The following is a 19,381-nucleotide window of genomic DNA, read 5'->3' as shown; positions in this document are numbered from 1 at the left end:
AATCTGGATTTTTTTCTGATGGCTGAGATCGAGATTTCTGTAAATCTCAGTTCTTCGCTGATGCGCATTCTTGAGGCTGAAGAAATTCAGCCGGGAACCGACATTGGCTATGAACTGTGTAAACTGCTGTGGCAGTACCACCCGCTGGGCGGGAAACTTGTCGAAAAACCCATACTGATGGCGATGTGTAAGCCGCGCCAGTACAACGTGGAGACAGACCCTGACGAGCGGGTTGTGCGGCGTTTCCAGGAGGTATGGGAACGTATGAAGGTTAACGAGAAGATTAAAAATCTGTTTTTTCTGTCTCGTTGCTACGGTGCTGCAGCGATCGGCGTGGGCACCGACAGTGTTTCATGTCGTGAACCGCTTCCGACGTTCGGACTGACAGAAGATGACGTGTATATCAACGCGTGGGATCCGTTGAACGCTTCCGGTTCGATGGTGACTGACCAGAACCCCAACAGCCCGTTTTTCCAGGAAGCCAATAAAAAACTGAAGATTGGCGGAAAAGACTGGCATCCGTCACGCACACTGAAAATCTTCAACGGCACACCGATTTATCTGGAGTTTCAGACTTCATCGTTCGGATTCACCGGGCGAAGCGTGTTTCAGCGAGTTCTTTATTCCCTGAAATCCTATATCAATACGATGGAGGCGAATGATCTCGTCAGCCAGAAGGCAGGCGTATTGGTGGCTAAAGTTGTGCAGAACGGTTCGAAAATTGACGGGATCATGGCTGCTGCCACGGGGCGTAAAAGGGAAAACGTGAAAGCCGCCAAAAATAAAGGCGTGTTGAGTATTGGAAAAGACGAAGACGTAAGTTCACTGAACCTGCAAAACATCGACGGGGCGCTGAATACATCCCGCGACAACATCATTGCTGATATTGCCGCCGGGAGTGACGTTCCGGCCATTATTATCAAGGAAGAAGCGTTCAGTAACGGATTCGGTGAAGGTAAGGAGGACTCGAAAGCTATCAGCCAGTATATCGATGGTGTACGCCAGCAGATTGAACCTGTGATGGATTATTTCGAACGCCTGGTGCAGTACATCGCCTGGAACGAGGAATTTTATCAGTCGCTGAAAAATGATTACCCGGACATCATAACCGACGACTATAAAACCACGTTTTACCAGTGGCGACGTGAATTTACCGCGACGTGGCAGGAGCTGGTGGAGGAGTCGCCGGACAAACGCCGGGAAAGCGACAGTAAAGTGATTCAACAGGCGATAGCACTTTTCTCTGCCGTGTCGCCACAGGTTGATCCTGAAAACCGCGCCGCCCTCGCTGAATGGCTGGCAAGCCTTGTTAATGCCACGCAAACCTATGGCGAAGCTCCACTCATCATTGATGTGGACGCGCTGGCGAATTATGAACCACCGAAGCAGGAGACGCCTGATGGCAATTTCCAGCCGGGCGGTGAGGAAGAAGAAACGGATCAGGACGCTGTATGAGGTTCTGACGGATGCCGTTAACTACTACGTAAGTCACGGGTGGGATAGCGAAAAATCATTGCTCGAATGGTGCCGGAAACTCCGTGTAGCCGCTCAGCGAGAAACCCCTGATGATACCGTAGCCAGAAAACACCTCACCGCTATCTACAGCCGTCTTGTCATCGACGGCGGGGCATTACGGGATCAGCCTCCTGACGGCCCTAAAAAAATCACTGTTGAAAAACTGAAACCTGAGTTTCGCAAGGAACTCGACAGGCGAATTTTCGCCAGTGCCAACCTGATAAAACTCAACCGAGAACAGGCCATTGAGAAAACCATACAGCGTTTTCAGGGGTGGGTTACGTCCATTCCGCCTGGCGGGGTGAGCGAAATTGATCGCCGGGAAGTGAAGGCCGGGTTTCAGAAATCCGTGAAGGATATGGATTTTATCAGTCGCCGGGTGGCAATTGACCAGGGGCATAAGCTGGCAAGCAACGTTAAGTATCTGCTGGCTGTTCAGAGTGGTGCGATTGCTCTGCGCTGGCATTCGAACTGGCGGCGTCCGGGCTACAAATACCGACAGGACCACAAAGAGCGCGACGAGACAATTTATCTCCTCCGCGATTCGTGGGCGCTGGAGCAGGGGCTGATTAAGCCCGTAAATGGTTTTTATGACGAAATCACTGCTGCCGGGGAGGAGGTTTATTGCAGTTGCGATGCACTGCCGATCTACGCCCCTCAGAAACTACCCGACGAATTTTTAACGGAGAAGGGCAAACGTGAGTTTAACCGAGCTTGAAGTGGCAGAACGCATCAGGGACGGAACCGTACCGTCTCCGGTGAAATTCTCCAACATGTGGCTGGTGAATTTGCGAATAACCGGAACCGGGCTCGCCTATCGCGCCGGGCTGAAAGAGCACGTATGGCGTGATCCAAAGCTCTATCTGAATGAGGAGTTTTTAAGGCGATGCAATGGCCTTCCGGTTATCGCAAACCATCCTGACGACGCAGTTCTGACGGAGGAGGATTTTAAATCGCGGATCGTCGGTAGCGTCATGCTGCCGTATATCCGGGGTGATGAGGTATGGGCGGTGTGCCGCGTTTACCTCCAGAGCATTGTTGAAGAAATCACTGAGGGGGATGTTTCGACAAGCCCGTCGGTGGTGTTCAACAGCACATCAGGAAATGTGGAAGTACAGGAAGGTGACACCAATTTTTTAATCGAAGGCGTTCCTTTCCTTGTTGATCACATTGCCCTGGTGACGAAAGACCACGGCTCGCTGGGCGTGTGGGATAAAGACCGGATCCCCGCAGGGGTTGAAGTGACAAACACAGGTGAAATCGAGATGGAAAAAGAAGAACTCCAGGCCCTGTTACAGGGGGTTGTGAGCGATGCCCTGCAAGGCATTAATCAGAAAATCGATGGTGTCGTTACGCGCATGGACTCTCTGGAACAGCGGGACAAAGCGCGGGCGGACGCCGAAGATCAGGCGAAAAAAGAGGCCGGAGAAAAGGCCAAAGCCGATGAAGCCGCAGAGGAACAGCGTAAAGCTGATGAAGCTGCGGCAAAGGAGGCGGAAGAAAAAGCCAAAGCTGACGAGGCAGCAGCCAAAGATGCTGAGGAGAAAGCAAAGGCTGATTCCGAAGCGGAAGAACAGCGTAAGGCTGACGAGGAGGCAGAAAAAGAACGCAATGACTCTGCCCTGGCAGAAGCGCAGGCAAAAGCCGACTCCGCATTCAGTGCCTGCGGTAAAAACGCGCCAGCACCGTTTTCTGGTGAAAATGCGCTGGACTACCGCAAGCGTGCGCTAATCGCTATGCAGAAACACTCTCCGGCACATAAGGACGTCAATATTCGCGCGATTGCGGATTCTGCAACGCTGGCTGTGCTTGAAGACGCAATTTTCAGTGCCGCCCGTCAGTCCATCGAAAAAGAAATGATGAGTACGCAGGGGCAACTGCATAAACGTATCCGCAACGATGAAGCCGGGCGTCGCATTACTGAATATCAGGGCGATCCGAACGTCTGGCTGAGTGCCTTCAAAATTCCGGGGCGTCGTCTGGCAAAAATTAACACTCAAGGGAGCCTGAACAATGGCTGATATTAACTTTCATCCGTTTAAAAACCGTGGAGCATTTGGTGGCCTTTTTAACGTCGAATCCCGTGGGCTGATGCAGGGGGATGCGCAGGATGATCCGGCAATTCGTCTGCAACTTTGCTCCGGACGACTGGACAGCAAAATCACTGAACCGGTATGGGGTGGTGTCGGTGTTATCGAGTGCATCGCTACCGCGAAAGACAGTGTTAACGGCGCGGTTATCAAGCAGGCCACGAAGGACGCCTGTAACGCCTTTACGGTCTTTAATCAGGCATTTCATGGCATTACCACGTCGGATAATCCGGTGCCGTTATATCTCGCGGGTGGCTTTGTTCACTATTACCGCGTTGGCTCAGGCGCCCGCATTCCTCTCCCGGTCAGTGCAGAAGTTGTTGCGTTGGCTGATGGCAATAACACCGTTGCTGCTAGTGGTTTTGTGTGGGACCTGACAAATAACGTCATTGATGTTTACACGGGAACGCCGGGGGCTAACCCGAAAGTGGACATTAAGTTGCTGATGGTTTCAGTTGAAGGAAACCTGACGGTGAAAAAAGAGGATGGCGGTAACGTTGTCTGGGAAATCGGCAAGCCGTGTGGCCTGTTTTTAATTTAAGGGGATATTAATTAATGAGCGCATTTACTCCTGCGACTACTATTGTGTCGCCGTCAATGGTGCTGCCGGAAATGATCGTGCAACAGAGCATGGCCTCCGGGGCGTTTGAAGTCCTGGCTGGTGGTGCTCCAGCGGTAAAAATCAGTTCCAGTGATTTGATGGTCTATCAGAAATATCTGCGCATGACCTCGCAGGCGCAGGTCAGCCAGTCTCTGCCGGGTCAGTTACCGTCTTCCAGTATCTCTGGCGGCTATGACGGAATGATGACTTACCGAATTTCTTCCCGTTCGCAATACAGCTATCTCGATACTGATGCAGCAGATCGCTGGGGCTATTCTCTGATTGAAGGCCTGCGCCTGGCTAACCGCCAGGGACACGCTCAAATGTTGCGTAATATGCTGCTGTATGGCGTGAATGCAGCTAATAACGAGGGGATCACCAACTCCCCGAACGCAGTGACACTGAATCTGGGTAACGACAGCAAAGGCAATGATTCATATACCACCTGGGATTCCGGCGAGATGGCTAAATTTATGCTAGGCCTGATTGCTGACCAGAAAACCCGCATGTTGCTGTTGGGGCAGCCATTAACGACTGTTATTCTGAGCCCACAGCGATTCATGAAGGCGCTGGAGTGGACAGGAATTGTTGAGCTGACCAGTTACCAGCGTCCTGGTGGTGGTACCGGAACGGTGGGAACGATGGTTAAAGACGTCGCCGATAAGGCGACGGGCGATGACATCATTTTCTGCCAGGATGACACGCTGATTGGTAAGGGGGCTGGTGGTAGTGACCTGATCATCGTTACGAACCCGACGATTGAGGTTCCGGAAGCGCGTCACGCTATTAACACCAATATTTTCTCCACGCTGGTCCCTAACCAGCAGGCCGTCAACGTGATGTTCTGCGACATGGCAGCGCCGACGGAAATCCCGTCCCCTATGCCGGATGGCGGCCTGACCACGTTGTATACCATGCGTGCGACACCGGGCTGGAACTTCCGCCCGGAGGGGATCACCCTGTTGTCTGCCAAATACGCATAAACGTTCAATCTGATAACGCGGGGAGCTAAATGCTCCCCTTTTTTGTGGGAAAAATTTATGAAGCTCTACATCGCTAACTGCTCACGTCAGCCGCACACGTTCAACTACAAACTCCCCGAAAAAACGCAGTCGTTCGGTGTGACAATTCCGTCCGGACGTCAGCATATGATCGAAAATCAGTCCGATATTATCGACCACATCATCCGACAGCATGAGCCTTACGGATTCCAGCGTTGTGACAAGGTGGACAAGAATTTTTCCGGTATCTGCTATTCCATCGATAAACCTGTGAGCGTCGGTCGTATTGAGGATTGCGCGGAGCAGAAAACGGAAAATCTGGAATCCATGTCAGAGGAAATTCTCGCGGCCAGCGCCGTATCGCTGAATAACGCGGTGGATCAGGCAGTGATTCAGAGCGGCGAAAAACCTCAACCTGGCGGTATTGAGATGGAAATCACCGGGGAAGCGATCAACACCGAACAGGAAAATCCGCCCAGCACAAAGCGAAATATTAAGGTTAAAAAATAATGACCCTGCGTCCGTCACTGGAGGGATTTATTCGCTTTGTTCGTGATGACATGAAAGTACCGGTTCACGCTATTGCTGACGATGATCCGACGCTGGAATGTTGCTTTCAGTCTGCAATGGAGCTAATCCCTCACGATCAGGGGCTGGAGCGTTTACCCATCATCTATGTGCGAACGGTTTATAACGCTGCCGCCTCATTCCTCCTGAATTTCGCCCCAGGCTCGTGGTTTGCTGACCTGAGAAAAAAACTCAACCTTGGGAAACTGGCTACCGGGCTTGTCAGCGCGGCAGCAGACCAGGGGACATCGGGTTCGATCACCATCAGCGACGCGCTGAGTAATCTGTCTTTGCTGGATTTGCAGATGTTGCAGGATCCGTATGGACGACAGGTTGTTGCGGTGCTGATGCAGATGGGCACAGTATGGGGTTACAAGCCATGAAACTCTGTTTTGGTGTTGTCGACCAGCCGTATGACTACGGCGACGAACCGGGAAAAACCACGTTTGACGTGGCCTGTGACCTCGAGGGGCGATACGAAATTTTTACGCACTTCTGGGAAATGCATAAGGACGAGATTATCCAGGAGGCAGGTACTGAACTGGCGTACCAGTTGGTCAATCACCTTAAGCATAAGGTTCCGCTACCAGGCGAGCATTTTCTGGAAGGGACTGAGAAGATTTTCCATATTTTTCTTGAAACTGAAGAAATGGCCGGGATGACGATTAACGGAAACCCTGTGCCAACTCAGGCCGCGCTACTGGGCGTTAACTCCAGGCTTAAGGACAAATATACCGGGGAGCGGCGTCCGTCATTCATAGACGGCGGCCTGTTTAAGGGCAGCTTTATAGCGTGGATAGATAACAATGCCGAGTCTTGAGGAATTAGCCGAACAGCACAGTTCGCAGCTCTCATCCGTTCTTAAATCCGCAGTTGAAACCATCTCGTCAGACCAGGAAATCACATTCAGGCTTTATGTCCGGCAGGTTCTGCCGCTGGATGGTTTTGTCTATTGGGTTAATGCGGAAATCATCAGTTGCGATGAACTGTGTCGCCTGAATATTGAGTCACCAACTCGTCTGAAAATCAAAGGCAGCCTGCATCGTCAGGTTATTGCGATTCAGGACGAGTCTGTCTCGAAGGATGTGAACAACATTATTTTCACGCCTGTTCAGCAGGTTGATGATTTTAATGTGGAAAATCCCGATGCGATCTATCTCGGTGAGTACTGCGGCGTCCAGTTCGCTTTTTCACGAATGGAGAGCCGCTATCAGCAGTCGGGTATTTTTCATTATCGCGGCATGGCGATTTTACCAACTATGCGTTCTCAGATTATCGACTGCGAGGAGGATATCAGCGACGAGCAGATCATCTCCAACAGCATCCCGATCTGGCTGCAAATGAAAGATGCCGCGACCGTGTATCCCTCTTACCTGGTACCTCAGAACCTTCGTCCTCCGTATATCGCGGTGGATGTTCGCAACAGCATTCCGTTGCAGGTGGCTCCCGTTGTTTTCGGTGGTGAGCGATTCCAGCTCGTCCAGGATTCGGTTCGCCTGACGCTTTACGGATTCAGCAACAAAATGGCGCTGGATCTTGTCGACTCGGTGGTGAACAGGGCGCTGGAGGAGGAAAAGTTTGGTGTAACTAATATTCCGGTGGTTCAGGACGCAAAGTCGGGACAGGTTGAAATCAACGCTCTGGCGAAGAAAAAGATTGTCGATTTTGACGTGAATTACTACCAGAGCACCGCCCGGGAAATATCCCGGCAGTTGATTGAAAAAGTTATTTGTAAATATGAGGTTAAATAATGGGATTTAATATCGTCACGGTGAATGTGTCCCAGACCATCGGGGCTATACCCTCGAATTTGCAGCAGATGTCTGCGGTTCTCTCGTTTGGCTCCACGACTCATGAGCCGGGGAAGCCTGTATTACTCACCAGCAATCAGGATATTAACGATCTGGTTAAAAATCCGATTGCTGCGTTGTCGGCGGCTGCCGCAGGAAAATCTGCGGCAAACGTCACCGTTACGATGACGCTTCCGGAAGGGAGCAACATCCGACGCGAAAACAGTTCTGAGGTGAAAATTGTTGTTTCCGGGTGTTCGCCCGACGCGTGGAATGGCGAATATACTGCTACCGTCACGGATGAAAAAACACTGACCTGGACGATTGCTGATTCTCAGCTTTCCGGTTCGCCAGTGACACTGGGGCAGTTTTCCATTGTCGGCAGTGAAAATCTGGTGACGGCAGTAAACATGTTTTTTGCCCAGGGAAATTCAGTTGGGATTTACCTGCTGGAGCTGGGAGTACAGAAAGGCGGGGTCAGTAAGGAAATCGCTGCACTGAAAGCTTATATGGAAGATCCGCTCCTGCGGTTTTATGCGTATCTGGTGCCGCAGCCGTGGGATGGTGACGCAGAATTTATCAGTCTGGCAAAACTCCACACCGCCAACGAAGCGATGCAGTATTTCTTCGTGCTGACGAAAACGCCGGACGACACGAATTACGTTTCGCCTTATGCCGGTATTAAGTCGGTTATTGCAACGGCGGATGATACGTACCCGGCGACAAACGCGGCAGCAGCCGTAATGTGGAACTATGTTTCCGCATCACCTTCAGAAATCAACAAGGTGCCGCCGATGGCATTTCGCTATCTGCAGGCGGTAAACGCCCACAAGGGCAAAAATTCCATTCTGACCACAATGACGAAGCAGAATATTAACTACGTCGACACGGGGGCTGAGGGTGGAATTTCCAACACGATTCTGGTGAAAGGCGTTACCAGTGACGGTAACGATATGACGTACTGGTATTCCGTGGACTGGGTGCAGATTAATGTCGATATGCAGCTCGCCAACACGGTGATCAACGGCAGCAATAACCCAATTAACCCGCTTTACTACAACCAGGACGGGATCGACCGTCTACAGCAGGTCGCACAGGCGGTGTTCAATACGGGCGTATCTTACGGCCTGGTCAACGGCCAGCCTGTCGTCGATGCAGTGCCTTTCCGCCAGTATATCAACACTAATCCGAATGATTACGGTATCGGGCGTTATGCAGGCCTGTCGGCCACCTATACGCCGATGCGCGGATTTGTCGAAATCGTTTTTAACATCAATGTGACAATGCAGCTTTCGTGAGGGACTGAACCGTGCCTAATCCAATGATCCCCGTTGGCACCCTTAACCGGGTTCGCGCCAGCGTTAAATTCACCTCTCATTCCGAACTGAATGTGTCCGCCTCATTTCTGGCAAAAGAAGGCGTCGAATTGTCCTTTCAGGGCAATATCACGGAGTTTTTACCCGCTATGACGGGAGCCGTGCAGTCGCCGCAGCCATACATGATTTTGCAGGCGCGTGTTCACCTGCTGCGTAGCCAGGCGCTGGGAAAACAATTCAAGGCGCAATGGGAAAAGAACGCCACGATCGGCGACGCAAAAGTGTATAGCGACAGCACGGTGTTCGGTGACTTCGATATCTATAACACGGCGATCACCAATGTGCAGGATATGACCTTCGCCGGGGGCGAGCCGGGAGTGGCCATCACCATTACCGGTACGTATTACATCAACTCTGAAATGTGGGATCTGGTATGAAAATCTCCCGAAATCTGAATCTGATTATTCCTGTCCGGACAGAAAAGGGTAATGGCTGGATCCATGCCACGCCGATCAGCAAAGAGGTGTTTAAAGAGCATTTCTTCATCCTGAGTAAAACCTTTTCTGCCATTTTTTCTGAAGGTCTTGGCGTCGTTGCGGGTCCGCGTATCGCCTGCCTTATGCTGGAAAGGATCGCCTCAGATATGAATATCTGGGATGGCGAAAAGGGCGTTCGCAATACGCTCGTGAATGAAATCATTCGCCTTGCGAATCTGGTTTACCCAGCCGAAGGGAAAGGCTACGACACGATCCCGCTTGATATGGCGCTGGAGCGCGGCATCGTTGAATTTGATGATGTGGCAGGTGAACTCGTTTTTTTTACATGCGTCTCGTCGATAAACACACCGGAGCAGACGGAGCAGATGATGCTGGCAGTCAGTGGAATGTGGAACAGTTGCACTTCATCCTTGAGTCTTACGGAATGGATTGCTTCATTGCCGACATTGAAGCCTGTCGCCAGTTCTGGCGCGACGGCGAGCACGTTATCAGCGACATCCTCGACTACTCAGCCGGAGACGGATTCAGCGACATCTGGGCAAATTCCGGTCTGAATGTAAAAACAGCAGCTCAGTTTCGTGAGCTGCGTAAATGCACGACGCCGGGAGGGTTATTGAATGTCAGATAATCAGATGCCTGTTCTGACGCTGGATGTAAATGAAGAGCACCTCAGGCGGCTTGAAGCGATATTTGAAAAGTATCGCAACGGCTTGATGATTGGCCCTGCCGGGGCGCCGATTAAAATACCTTCGAATACAGATGCAGGAGGTGGATCCCGTCAGACAACCACAGGTGGAGAAGTCAATCAGGCTCCCAGAAAACCATCTTCATCCGCGCCAGTTCCGGTAGCACCCACTGATGGTCGTTTAAGGGATGAAAAAGGGCGCTTTGTCGGCAGCGGAAAAACAGCGGATTCGCTGGTGAGCAACTATAAAGGTCGCGGCGAAACGATGTTTGATAAGTACCTCAGCGGGCTGGGGAAAAACGCCAAACAGACGCTGAAAACTTACAAGCAGATCAATTCAACGCTTAAAACGACTAATTCCCGGTTAAAAAGCCTGTTTAAAACCACGGTTTCGTGGGGGGCGAAAATAGCTGCAATAGGGGTAGCGGGGCCGTTTGGCTACGGCTATATGGCAAGCAAAGTCGCGGCGCAGTATAGCGTGGCTCAGGGGTTAGGGATGGAAACCGCCCAAATGCAGGCCGCACGTGCCACCTATTCGCCATATTTTTCGGGCACAGAAGAGCTGGTTCAGCATCTGGCTAACGCACAGAAAAACCCGAACGATCCAAACTATGCTGGCCTGGTTAGTCTTGGAATTGATCCGCGAGATGGTGCTGCAAAGAATCTGCCCAAACTTATGAGCGCGCTTGCATCTCTCGTTAAGCAATATAAAGGTTCAGGACTTACTCAGGGGATTCTCAACGGACAAGGGCTTGGATTTGTTGAAGTCGTGACAACTAACCAGATGGAAGCGAATCTGGACAAGATCCCCCAACTGAATGAGAAATTTGCAGCAAATACCAGGTTACTCGGCGCTTACCTCACGCCAGCTATGCAGTCAGGTTATCAGGACACGGTGAGTAACCTGATGGTAAATGGAAACAGAATATCAAATTCCTGGTATGCAGCTCTCGCCAGATATAACCCACTAATCAGAGGTGCATCTGATGGGCTGACATCCAATATTGAAGGTTTTCTGAATGGTGGGAATTTTAAAAAAATTCTCACTGAGGCTGGCGAAGGGCTGGAGAAACTTGGTAAGTGGCTGAATAGCGAACAATTTAAAAATGATCTTGACGATTTTTCTCTGGCGGTGAGCCGGATTGCAAAAGCAATATGGTCAGCTATCAAATGGATCGGTGGGGAAGATAAATATCTCCCCGGAACCGGAGTTGGTGCTGAACAGGCAGATCCAGTTCTTGCGGCATTTGGAAATAAATATCTCGGTGGTGCGTTGCCGGGAGCAAACCCGATGACAAATCAGTATACGGGTGAGTTTTATAAACAGGATGATGTATATAAAAATTACCGTATGCCTAATGATTTAAAGAGAAATATTCAGAACTTTGTAGAGCAAGCCAATAATACTTATCGACTTCCTAAAAATATGATGTCAGCTATCGCGGAGGTTGAATCTTCGTGGAATCCTCTGGCAAGAGGAACTCCAGATGAAAAAGGTAGATTCGCTAAGGGGTTGTGGCAATTCTGGGATAGCACCGCAAAACAGTATGGTCTGGTGGGTGATGATGTTTATGACCCAAATAAATCCACTCTTGCGGCTGGCCGCTTTTTAAATGATCTGAATCGGCGTTATAAAGGCGATGTGGCAAAAATGCTTACGGCATATAACGGAGGTCGTATTGATAGAGATGGAAATCTAAGTTTGAGAATGGAGACTGTAAAATATTTAATTAAATTATTGCCTCAGATACAGGGAGCCTTGGATCAACACCCTGGTATTATGAATCAGCTAAGAAATGCCAGAGATAACCTTCAGGGTGCTGGCAAAAATGCCCGCGCAATAATTGAGCTTCAGGTGCGACAATCGCCGGGTTCCGACATACTGGCACAACTCGCCGGAACGCAACAAATACCGGGGTAAAAGATGTCACTTAATTACTTTGGACAAGCTTTCAAACTGGCGTTTGAAGTTTCGCCCATTCTTTTAGTTGATGGCATAGCGTCGAAAATTCCCGGCGGGGTGATGCCGATTGCTGTTCTGACCGAAGGACTAAGTATCGCGAACGGTCTGCTGCATGGAGAGATTCATACACGCTCGATGGCGGCATTCACGCCAATGGCCGGGACAACGCTGGTCCAGCAGGATATTTGCAACCTGAATTTCTATAACCAGGTAACGGCAGCGAATGCGACCGTCAGGAAGCCCAATCGGGTAGTCATGCAGATGATCCGTCCGGCATCAACGGAGGACGGTGGCTACACCACTAAGGGGATGACGTTTACGGCGCTGAAAATGGCGCTTGATATGCATAACCAGTATGGCGGTTGCTACACCGTTCTGACTCCCTCGTTTATCTACACGCGCTGTCTGATGCGGTCGTTTATCGATACATCCGGTTTCTCTGAGCAGAACAAGCAGGTTCAGCACACCTGGCAGATTGAGTTTGAGCAACCATTATCGTCTGTCGAACAAACGGTAAAAACGCTGGCGAGCGTTCTGGATAAATTTGATAAAGGGATGCCGTCAGACGGGCCGCTATCGTGGTCAGGTATTAAGAACCAGGTCGTGCAGGAGTTTGGTATTGGCTTATGACAACGTTAATTCCTTTCAAACCAGACGGGCGAGGTCCGTTTCAGTTCACGGCCAGAATCGGAGAATATGAAACATTCGCCCGCGTTCCGTTTAACCTGTATGCAAATCGTTACTACCTGGAACTGAAAGACAGTTCTGGAGACGTGATTGTTTACATGCCGCTGATTGCGTCACCTGACAGTTACGACATCAATCTGGCGCTGCCTTGCTCACCGGGGAAACTTGTTTTTCGCGAAAGTACGAATCAGTTTGAGGTTTCGTAATGCGTTATTATCGACTGGAAATTATTAATCCTAAAACAGGCAAGCCGCCAGTGGATAGCAATGGAAAACCCATTGGACCTTTTGATACCAGTGAAACACCAGGATGTGGGTTGCATGTTGAATTTGACTTTGAAGTAACCGGCCTGGATGTAGTCTGTTCGGGCACGATGCTGACGATCTATGGATTACCAATTGACATGCTGAAGCAAAGTGTAAGCTTGCAGGGGTGTCTGGTCCGTATGAAAGCAGGCTTTGTTCAGGGGTTACCACTGGCAAATAAGGATCAACAGGGGGAGGTAATCTATGGTGAAATTTATCTGGCCTATGCCAACTGGATCGGCACGAACCAGACTTTAAACCTGGTAATAAATCCAAGCATACGCAAAACCGATGACGGTAAACCTTTTTCAATTGAGGGGCAGGGGGAAGCAGGCGAAAGGGTTGGCGATGTTTTAGTCCGCGCTTTGCAAAAAGCATATCCCAATAAATTGATTGATTGCACAGTCAGCGACAACCTGGTTTTGCCAGAGCCGTGGACGGGTAAATATACGGAGATTGGTTCTCTGGCTATGGTCGTAAAAAACGCCTCTATTGCGATGATGCGTAATGAAAGGTATAGCGGAATCGCCATCAGTATTCTTTCCGACAGAATACGAATCTACGATAACGCATCGGCAAAGTGGGGTGAGCCAAAAACAATTCATGCCCATGAACTGGTCGGGCAGCCGACATGGATAGCGCCGTTTACCGTTAGCTTTAAATGCCCTATGAGGGGCGATATCAGATGTGGTGATGTGGTTAAACTGCCGGAGGGGCTATATTCAGGCGCTGCGACGATTGTGATGGCTAATACAACGGCTCCTGGCGTTATCGCAAAAAATTCGACCACGTTCACCGGGAAATTTCTTGTGAAATCGGTCAGACATATTGGTTCGTATCTGACAGCCGATGGCGATGCCTGGGTGACGGTATTCGAGGCATATGCTGAGAACTGGGCGAGGGTGTAATGTCAAACGCTCAAAAATTACCGTTTCTCCGAACGCTGTCGGAGATGATGACCAGTTCTGGTAACCAGCAAGCCGAGCTTAAAGGTCGTGAATTGCCCTGCCATGTTGTCGGTGTCAGCGGGCAGATAGTGACAGTTCAGTTTGATATGCTGCCGGAGGGGATCAACTTTCCGCAGATAACAATCCCTGTCGCCACATTCCCGTATATCCGTTACCCGATACAGCCGGGCGATCGAGGAGTAACAATTGCCGCTGATGTATCCCTGCGCGGTGTGTCCGGGTTGGGAACCGGTATGGCGACGCTCTCTTACTCGATGTCGCTCACTCCACTGTTTTTCGTGCCACTGGCAAACAAGGACTGGTCCGACGAAGATCCGCAAAAAATCGTTTTGTACGGTCCAGATGGCGCGATCCTCAAAACAGAGGACGGCAGTAGCTCGGTAACGGTGGCACCGGAAGAAATTAGGCTAAAGTCGAAAGCTGTTTACCTCGAGGCCGAAGATATCTTCATGAACGGGAAAATTCATCTCAACGGTCCAATCGTCCAGGACAAAGAACAAATGAAGGATACAACCGCTTCGCTGATTGGCCCTCTCAAGGTCGAGAAAGATGCAGTTATCAACGGCGTGAGCGCCAGCGGCCACAGCCACGATGTGACTGGCGTTCAAAGCGGCGGCAGCACGATCACGTCGAAGCAACCAAATCCGGGTTAATACCGGTTTATTTCACTTTAAATTCTATCCATAAAGCGAAAGCCCCGAACTGTTGCAGCAGTCGGGGCTTTTTGTTTCTGACCTTGAATAAGGCAAGGAGAAGTCGTGTTTGATTTTAGCAAACTGATTCGGGAGATTCGAGTTATGGCTGAAAAATTATCCACCTGGAAGTTTTTGCTTATTTGGTTGGTCTTTCTGATTCTGGCGTCTGGTTATTTTGTTGGCCAGATCCGATGGTGGTGAGGGCACGATGAGAACATGGGGCCGCGTCACCGACGCGAACGGCAACAAAAAATGGGTTGCAGTAGAATCTGACGCCAGCGGTGATTTCTCCTACGGCTGGCTGACGACGCTCATTCAGACGTTAAAGCTGGGGTTGGGGGAGTCGCCGTTTTACGCGAATTACGGTATTCCAGCGCAGCAGTGCATCGTGCAGCAGATTTACCCGGACTACTATGTGAACATGGTTCAGCAACAGTTTGCCGGGTATTTTGCATCGCTGGCAATTTCAAAGGTAGATGGGGCAGAGAACCCCACCTATAACGTTGATGTTGTGTTTTTTAACGGAACCAGTTACCGGACGCAGGTTCCGGTTTGAGGCAAGTTCTCGGGCATCAGTTGTGCCAGGGGGTGTCAAGAAGTTCATCGCAAGGCATGGCAATCCATCCACTTTTGCGTAGTAAGTGAATTGCCAATTCTATTGTGATAACTGAGCCTGATTTGTGGTGCTCAATCTGGGTAACAGAACCGTTTCTGACGCGCATGATGATGTCAACATTCAGAGGGGATTGTGTGCTGGTGGTTTCTTCGCGCAGCTTCTTCTCGCACTCGATGAAGTATCGGCGGATCTGGCGGCCTTTTTCGTTGCTCTCGACCATTGCCAGTTCTTTGGCGGTGTCCAGGGTGAGGTGGTAGTCTTTAGCTGGTCTGCTTCTATCTATTTTTTCCCGATTTTGGAAAATAATCAAAAAGTCCTGATTTTCTACGAATTCATACTCGCTGATTCGCTCGGTGATCCAAGTAGCAAAGCGTTTACCTACTTCGAGAAAGGCGTGCATCATAAATAATTACCGCCTGATTTTACATGTTTTCTTTACAGGAATTTATTGCAGCCTTATATGCCTCCGGGAGGCCATCTAATGGGAAGAATATTTTTTGTGGTTTTTCTTTGCTTTCAGCTGGCGGAGTGTACCAAAAAGAAAAACTACCTTTCCCTTTAGTTTTTAACAAATCACTAATCTTTAATGAGCTAATAGGACTGAACAAGTAACCTTCATTGAGAGATGGGGTTGTTATAGAGTCCTGCTTTTGTTGTCCACTGATTTTATAGCTTACAGGAAGAAACGGTGGTAAATCCATTTGTTTATATCCAATAAAATGATTGACAGTAACATCACCGGGCTCACATTGAGTTAACGGTGATATATCAATAAATAAAGTTGATTTATCCTGCGGCAATTTGGATTCAACACCAATACGATAAGCCATAGTGGTAGGCATGGTAAACTCAGCATAATACCATTTACCGAACTGTTGAATGTCATTCATTCTCTCTGTGGCATCAATTGCATGAGAAACACCAGAAAATAGCAGTGAGCTAATCAAAATCCCTAATGAGTTAAATTTCATAAAATCCTCTTGAGATTAATTATGTCAGAAATACCAATTACTATGACAAGTGCGGGTGCGCAGCCTACGCCACCCAATGATTTACTCGCAAATCTTATCACCAGAGTTGCTGAAAAAGTACCTGGATATACAGCCAACCTTCCGGCGGGACTTATTACAGACCTTGCTAGCACGGCAGTCGGGGCGCTGGCATTAATAGACCAGGCGCGTGTTGATCTTATTAACTCCGTAAGCCCATACGGCGCGAATATTCCGTTACTGATGCAACTCGGAAACATTTATGGAGCACAGAAGGGATTAAGTACAAATACGGCGGTATACGTGGTGTTTGAGGCGTTGCCGGGGTTTGGCATCCCTAAAGGGTTTGTGGTTGGTGACGGTAACTACCAGTATGCAGTTTCCCGCGATACGGTGGTACCAGAAAGCGGGCAGACTGAGCCAGTCTACTGTGTGGCTACAACGTCAGGATCATGGGCTGTACCGGAAGGGACTGTGACGCAGGTCATTACCTCAGTACCAAAAGACCAGCCTGTAAAGTGCACGAACCTTAGCGCAGGAATGCCCGGTCAGGAGGCGCAAACGTGGGCATCTTACCGCGCCGAAGTCATGGAGTCCGGCATGTTTGGTGTGCAGGGAACACCGGATTGCTTTAAAGCGATGCTCAAATCAGTAAGTGGTGTGCGAGAAAACCTGATTTCTTTCCGGCAGTCGTCGCTGGGGAAATGGGTTGCGGTTGTTGGTGGCGGTGATCCGTATGATGTGGCTTATGCGATTTACAAATCTGTACCGGATATTTCGAAACTGACCAACGATGTAAGCAATCCATCCGGTGCGGCAGTGGAAAAACGCACGGTTTCAATAACCGTTTCGCCGGATGTTTATCAGGTGCCGTTCGTTATCCCGTCATCACAAAACGTCATGGTGCTAATCACCTGGAACACGGTGTCAGATGATTATGTTGATCCGGCGGGTATTGCTATGGCTGTGCAGCAAAACGTTGCTGATTACATCAATTCAATTGAAGTCGGACACCCGATAAATCTTCTGCGTATCCAGGATATTTTTACCAGTTCTGTTAGGTTGCTGGTTGATGCGACGTTGATCTCAACAATCAGTGTGAGCATTGGTATTAACGGCCATATTGTTCTTCCGGCGAAAGACACAAGCCTGGTTTATGGCGATACCTACTCCTATTTTTCAACGGTGGCATCACAGGTTCAGGTCAACAAGTATGCAATATCTGACTGAGAAAATTCTCCCTGCTTATCCATTTGTGCAGTACAGAGATGATCCGAATGTTGTTGCGTTCTTTGATGCATACAATGAAATTGCTCAGGAATACCTAGATTCACTCAACAATCTGGCATTGCCATGCTGGACATCGGAATCAATAACCGGGCAGTTGCTGGACTGGATTGCACTCGGTATTTATGGCGTTGAAAGGCCTTTACTACAGGTTTCCGAGGAGGCTATTGCGCGCGGTGCATACGATACCATTGAATACAATACGATCCCGTACGCAGCAATGCGGAATTACGTTCCGGGGCAGGCATCGTATGTACCTGATGATTATTTCAAACGAATATTAACGTGGAATTTTTATAAGGCTGACGGTTCGCATTTCTGCATTGACTGGTTAAAGCGACGTGTGGCGCGGTTCATTCATGGAAAAAACGGAATAGATCCGCCGTTGCAGCACACTTTTGATGTGAGCGTGACTGTATCGGACAGTGTTTTTTCTATTCAGATACCAGAGTATGGCGATGGCATAGGTTATTTTCTGAAAGATGCTATTGACCAGAAATATGTAAAACTTCCTTTTATTTATTCCTATGTAACAACGGTGATACAAAAATGATTCTTGGATTCGGTAACAATGTTGTTTCAGCACTGGCTGGCGATATTACGACGATTCAGACTGAAATTCCTGTGATGCCAGGTACGGGGGCTAAATTTGCAAAATTGCTTTCTGCCGATTTTGAAAATAAATCGAACGAGCAACGCGTCTATGCAAAAATTACGCTTACCGATAATAAAGAGTCTGCGTTTGAGATTTGTCACCTGGTATCGGTAAGCGGTGATGTGCTGAAAGTCATTCGTGGGCAGGAAGGAACAACTGCGAAAGGTTGGTCCCTTAATGACGTTGTGGCTAACTTTGCCACGCGTGGTTCGGAAAACTATTTCGTACAGATAGCGCAGCTTCAGAGCGGTCATTATATTGCGGGTGTTGCTGGCGGCACTGCAAATGCACTGACGCTTGAACTTCCCGCGACGTTTTTTGTTAATGGAGGCTCGGACTGGACGCTACGAACCCCGATTATCGTTTTCCCCGTTCAGAACAATACCAACGCCGCGACGCTTCAATTAACACTGGGCGGAAAGGTTCTTGGTACGTTCCCACTTTATAAGGGGAACCAGTCCGAGCTGGTAGCGAACGATATCATTAAAGGCATTCCCTTAATTTGCCTTCTTGATAGCGAGAAAAGCTACTTCAGTGTTATAAACCCTGGCAATATTTATTCAGATTTTGATCTGCGATATGTAAAAAAATCTGGTGATTTGATGACCGGGGAACTAAAAATTCGTGGCGTTAATGCGCTGAGGATTTTCGATGATGCCTTAGGCATGATTTTTCGTCGCTCAGAAGATAGCTTTCATCTTATCCCCACAGTGGAAGGGCAGGGTGAAAACGGCGGTATTGGTCCTTTGCGTCCTTTCTCAATTAACCTGCGGACTGGTGATATTTCCGTGTCACACAAATTAACAGTCGGTAGTGGTTTGCTGGTGCATGGGGATAGTATCGCAACAGGTGAATTGCTGTCAGGCAACGGTTCTGCAAGGCTTGCGGCAGATGGTAACCTGTACGGCGGCATGTGGGGTGGATGGTTGTCATCTTACCTGCAAAATAAAATGGGAGTGCAGGATATAAGGCTTGGTTCGGTGGGTGCTTCTCCGACAGCATCGTCGCAGACGACAGATGTTCCCGGAGGATGTGTAATGACCGGGGTAACGCTTGACGTATGGGGGAGTCGCGGGACGCACGTAACATATATGCGCTACCGTCCACTTCAGAAATTAATTAACGGAACCTGGTATAACGTGACGGCGCTTTAA

General features: G+C 49.3%; 22 protein-coding genes and 1 pseudogene. 21 read left to right on the top strand and 2 right to left on the bottom strand.

Annotated elements, in window-relative coordinates; all coding sequences use genetic code 11:
• Positions 1–18 precede the first annotated feature (18 nt).
• From AACS80_RS22570 to AACS80_RS22485, 18 genes are all read left to right on the top strand, one after another.
• Entirely contained in the window at positions 19–1,455 is a 1,437-nt protein-coding gene (locus AACS80_RS22570; RefSeq protein WP_135409922.1) for an anti-CBASS protein Acb1 family protein, read from the top strand.
• Positions 1,400–2,233 carry a hypothetical protein gene (locus AACS80_RS22565; protein ID WP_171021452.1) on the top strand — a complete coding sequence of 278 codons (834 nt, stop codon included), beginning with the start codon at positions 1,400–1,402 and terminating at the stop codon, positions 2,231–2,233. Before AACS80_RS22570 ends, AACS80_RS22565 begins: the two co-directional genes overlap by 56 nt.
• Positions 2,214–3,536: a DUF2213 domain-containing protein gene (locus AACS80_RS22560; RefSeq protein WP_138184006.1), complete on the top strand. Its 1,323-nt coding sequence runs from the start codon at positions 2,214–2,216 to the stop codon at positions 3,534–3,536. The genes AACS80_RS22565 and AACS80_RS22560 overlap by 20 nt, the downstream gene beginning before the upstream one ends.
• A complete protein-coding gene (locus tag AACS80_RS22555) occupies positions 3,529–4,146 on the top strand; it encodes a hypothetical protein (protein ID WP_135409923.1) in 618 nt (205 codons plus the stop codon). Before AACS80_RS22560 ends, AACS80_RS22555 begins: the two co-directional genes overlap by 8 nt.
• Before the next feature lie 14 nt (positions 4,147–4,160).
• Positions 4,161–5,189, top strand: coding sequence for a hypothetical protein (locus AACS80_RS22550; protein ID WP_135409924.1), 1,029 nt, complete (start codon positions 4,161–4,163; stop codon positions 5,187–5,189).
• Between the two features lie 57 nt (positions 5,190–5,246).
• Positions 5,247–5,717, top strand: coding sequence for a hypothetical protein (locus AACS80_RS22545; protein ID WP_000780863.1), 471 nt, complete (start codon positions 5,247–5,249; stop codon positions 5,715–5,717).
• Entirely contained in the window at positions 5,717–6,157 is a 441-nt protein-coding gene (locus AACS80_RS22540; protein ID WP_135409925.1) for a hypothetical protein, read from the top strand. Before AACS80_RS22545 ends, AACS80_RS22540 begins: the two co-directional genes overlap by 1 nt.
• Positions 6,154–6,594: a hypothetical protein gene (locus AACS80_RS22535; RefSeq protein ID WP_135409940.1), complete on the top strand. Its 441-nt coding sequence runs from the start codon at positions 6,154–6,156 to the stop codon at positions 6,592–6,594. The genes AACS80_RS22540 and AACS80_RS22535 overlap by 4 nt, the downstream gene beginning before the upstream one ends.
• Positions 6,581–7,525, top strand: a complete 945-nt coding sequence (locus AACS80_RS22530; protein WP_135409926.1) for a hypothetical protein — start codon at positions 6,581–6,583, stop codon at positions 7,523–7,525. The genes AACS80_RS22535 and AACS80_RS22530 overlap by 14 nt, the downstream gene beginning before the upstream one ends.
• Positions 7,525–8,862 (top strand): hypothetical protein, encoded by a 1,338-nt coding sequence (locus AACS80_RS22525; RefSeq protein ID WP_135409927.1) that lies wholly within the window; start codon positions 7,525–7,527, stop codon positions 8,860–8,862. The genes AACS80_RS22530 and AACS80_RS22525 overlap by 1 nt, the downstream gene beginning before the upstream one ends.
• Positions 8,863–8,885: 23 nt before the next feature.
• A complete protein-coding gene (locus AACS80_RS22520) occupies positions 8,886–9,317 on the top strand; it encodes a hypothetical protein (protein WP_000613368.1) in 432 nt (143 codons plus the stop codon).
• Positions 9,314–9,931 carry a hypothetical protein gene (locus AACS80_RS22515; RefSeq protein ID WP_135409928.1) on the top strand — a complete coding sequence of 206 codons (618 nt, stop codon included), beginning with the start codon at positions 9,314–9,316 and terminating at the stop codon, positions 9,929–9,931. Before AACS80_RS22520 ends, AACS80_RS22515 begins: the two co-directional genes overlap by 4 nt.
• Before the next feature lie 63 nt (positions 9,932–9,994).
• A complete protein-coding gene (locus tag AACS80_RS22510) occupies positions 9,995–11,983 on the top strand; it encodes a transglycosylase SLT domain-containing protein (protein WP_138184005.1) in 1,989 nt (662 codons plus the stop codon).
• Positions 11,984–11,986: 3 nt separating this feature from the next.
• Entirely contained in the window at positions 11,987–12,655 is a 669-nt protein-coding gene (locus AACS80_RS22505; RefSeq protein ID WP_096246994.1) for a hypothetical protein, read from the top strand.
• Positions 12,652–12,918, top strand: a complete 267-nt coding sequence (locus AACS80_RS22500; RefSeq protein ID WP_000209262.1) for a hypothetical protein — start codon at positions 12,652–12,654, stop codon at positions 12,916–12,918. The genes AACS80_RS22505 and AACS80_RS22500 overlap by 4 nt, the downstream gene beginning before the upstream one ends.
• Positions 12,918–13,925: a hypothetical protein gene (locus AACS80_RS22495; RefSeq protein ID WP_135489332.1), complete on the top strand. Its 1,008-nt coding sequence runs from the start codon at positions 12,918–12,920 to the stop codon at positions 13,923–13,925. Before AACS80_RS22500 ends, AACS80_RS22495 begins: the two co-directional genes overlap by 1 nt.
• A complete protein-coding gene (locus AACS80_RS22490) occupies positions 13,925–14,638 on the top strand; it encodes a phage baseplate protein (RefSeq protein WP_135409929.1) in 714 nt (237 codons plus the stop codon). The genes AACS80_RS22495 and AACS80_RS22490 overlap by 1 nt, the downstream gene beginning before the upstream one ends.
• 250 nt (positions 14,639–14,888) lie before the next feature.
• On the top strand, positions 14,889–15,236 hold the full coding sequence (locus AACS80_RS22485) for a hypothetical protein (protein ID WP_135409930.1): 348 nt from the start codon (positions 14,889–14,891) through the stop codon (positions 15,234–15,236).
• Here AACS80_RS22485 and AACS80_RS22480 read toward each other — a convergent pair.
• Both AACS80_RS22480 and AACS80_RS22475 read right to left on the bottom strand, forming a co-directional pair.
• Positions 15,212–15,696, bottom strand: a pseudogene (locus AACS80_RS22480) (antA/AntB antirepressor family protein); the annotation flags it as partial. The gene AACS80_RS22485 and the pseudogene AACS80_RS22480 sit on opposite strands and share 25 nt — an antisense overlap.
• A 22-nt stretch (positions 15,697–15,718) precedes the next feature.
• On the bottom strand, positions 15,719–16,267 hold the full coding sequence (locus tag AACS80_RS22475; RefSeq protein ID WP_135409931.1) for a hypothetical protein: 549 nt from the start codon (positions 16,265–16,267) through the stop codon (positions 15,719–15,721).
• Between the two features lie 21 nt (positions 16,268–16,288).
• Between AACS80_RS22475 and AACS80_RS22470 the strand changes: the two genes are divergently transcribed.
• Genes AACS80_RS22470 through AACS80_RS22460 form a run of 3 tightly spaced genes read left to right on the top strand, consistent with a single transcriptional unit; the run spans position 16,289 to position 19,381 of the window.
• Positions 16,289–17,515 (top strand): baseplate J/gp47 family protein, encoded by a 1,227-nt coding sequence (locus tag AACS80_RS22470; RefSeq protein WP_135409932.1) that lies wholly within the window; start codon positions 16,289–16,291, stop codon positions 17,513–17,515.
• Positions 17,499–18,125, top strand: coding sequence for a hypothetical protein (locus AACS80_RS22465; protein WP_135409933.1), 627 nt, complete (start codon positions 17,499–17,501; stop codon positions 18,123–18,125). Before AACS80_RS22470 ends, AACS80_RS22465 begins: the two co-directional genes overlap by 17 nt.
• Complete coding sequence (locus AACS80_RS22460) at positions 18,122–19,381, top strand: phage tail protein (RefSeq protein ID WP_138184004.1); 1,260 nt, start codon at positions 18,122–18,124, stop codon at positions 19,379–19,381. The genes AACS80_RS22465 and AACS80_RS22460 overlap by 4 nt, the downstream gene beginning before the upstream one ends.

Source organism: Escherichia sp. E4385 (assembly GCF_963883145.1).
Taxonomy (GTDB): Bacteria; Pseudomonadota; Gammaproteobacteria; order Enterobacterales; family Enterobacteriaceae; genus Escherichia.
This window is presented reverse-complemented; position numbering and strand designations above follow the sequence as displayed.

What these genes read in the sequence shown, in the direction of transcription:
- AACS80_RS22570 (WP_135409922.1), top strand. Translation starts at nt 19, where the DNA reads ATGGCTGAGATCGAGATTTCTGTAAATCTCAGTTCTTCGCTGATGCGC.
- AACS80_RS22565 (WP_171021452.1), top strand. Translation starts at nt 1,400, where the DNA reads ATGGCAATTTCCAGCCGGGCGGTGAGGAAGAAGAAACGGATCAGGACG.
- AACS80_RS22555 (WP_135409923.1), top strand. Translation starts at nt 3,529, where the DNA reads ATGGCTGATATTAACTTTCATCCGTTTAAAAACCGTGGAGCATTTGGT.
- AACS80_RS22550 (WP_135409924.1), top strand. Translation starts at nt 4,161, where the DNA reads ATGAGCGCATTTACTCCTGCGACTACTATTGTGTCGCCGTCAATGGTG.
- AACS80_RS22545 (WP_000780863.1), top strand. Translation starts at nt 5,247, where the DNA reads ATGAAGCTCTACATCGCTAACTGCTCACGTCAGCCGCACACGTTCAAC.
- AACS80_RS22540 (WP_135409925.1), top strand. Translation starts at nt 5,717, where the DNA reads ATGACCCTGCGTCCGTCACTGGAGGGATTTATTCGCTTTGTTCGTGAT.
- AACS80_RS22535 (WP_135409940.1), top strand. Translation starts at nt 6,154, where the DNA reads ATGAAACTCTGTTTTGGTGTTGTCGACCAGCCGTATGACTACGGCGAC.
- AACS80_RS22530 (WP_135409926.1), top strand. Translation starts at nt 6,581, where the DNA reads ATGCCGAGTCTTGAGGAATTAGCCGAACAGCACAGTTCGCAGCTCTCA.
- AACS80_RS22525 (WP_135409927.1), top strand. Translation starts at nt 7,525, where the DNA reads ATGGGATTTAATATCGTCACGGTGAATGTGTCCCAGACCATCGGGGCT.
- AACS80_RS22520 (WP_000613368.1), top strand. Translation starts at nt 8,886, where the DNA reads ATGATCCCCGTTGGCACCCTTAACCGGGTTCGCGCCAGCGTTAAATTC.
- AACS80_RS22515 (WP_135409928.1), top strand. Translation starts at nt 9,314, where the DNA reads ATGAAAATCTCCCGAAATCTGAATCTGATTATTCCTGTCCGGACAGAA.
- AACS80_RS22510 (WP_138184005.1), top strand. Translation starts at nt 9,995, where the DNA reads ATGTCAGATAATCAGATGCCTGTTCTGACGCTGGATGTAAATGAAGAG.
- AACS80_RS22505 (WP_096246994.1), top strand. Translation starts at nt 11,987, where the DNA reads ATGTCACTTAATTACTTTGGACAAGCTTTCAAACTGGCGTTTGAAGTT.
- AACS80_RS22500 (WP_000209262.1), top strand. Translation starts at nt 12,652, where the DNA reads ATGACAACGTTAATTCCTTTCAAACCAGACGGGCGAGGTCCGTTTCAG.
- AACS80_RS22495 (WP_135489332.1), top strand. Translation starts at nt 12,918, where the DNA reads ATGCGTTATTATCGACTGGAAATTATTAATCCTAAAACAGGCAAGCCG.
- AACS80_RS22490 (WP_135409929.1), top strand. Translation starts at nt 13,925, where the DNA reads ATGTCAAACGCTCAAAAATTACCGTTTCTCCGAACGCTGTCGGAGATG.
- AACS80_RS22485 (WP_135409930.1), top strand. Translation starts at nt 14,889, where the DNA reads ATGAGAACATGGGGCCGCGTCACCGACGCGAACGGCAACAAAAAATGG.
- AACS80_RS22475 (WP_135409931.1), bottom strand. Translation starts at nt 16,267, where the DNA reads ATGAAATTTAACTCATTAGGGATTTTGATTAGCTCACTGCTATTTTCT.
- AACS80_RS22470 (WP_135409932.1), top strand. Translation starts at nt 16,289, where the DNA reads ATGTCAGAAATACCAATTACTATGACAAGTGCGGGTGCGCAGCCTACG.
- AACS80_RS22465 (WP_135409933.1), top strand. Translation starts at nt 17,499, where the DNA reads ATGCAATATCTGACTGAGAAAATTCTCCCTGCTTATCCATTTGTGCAG.
- AACS80_RS22460 (WP_138184004.1), top strand. Translation starts at nt 18,122, where the DNA reads ATGATTCTTGGATTCGGTAACAATGTTGTTTCAGCACTGGCTGGCGAT.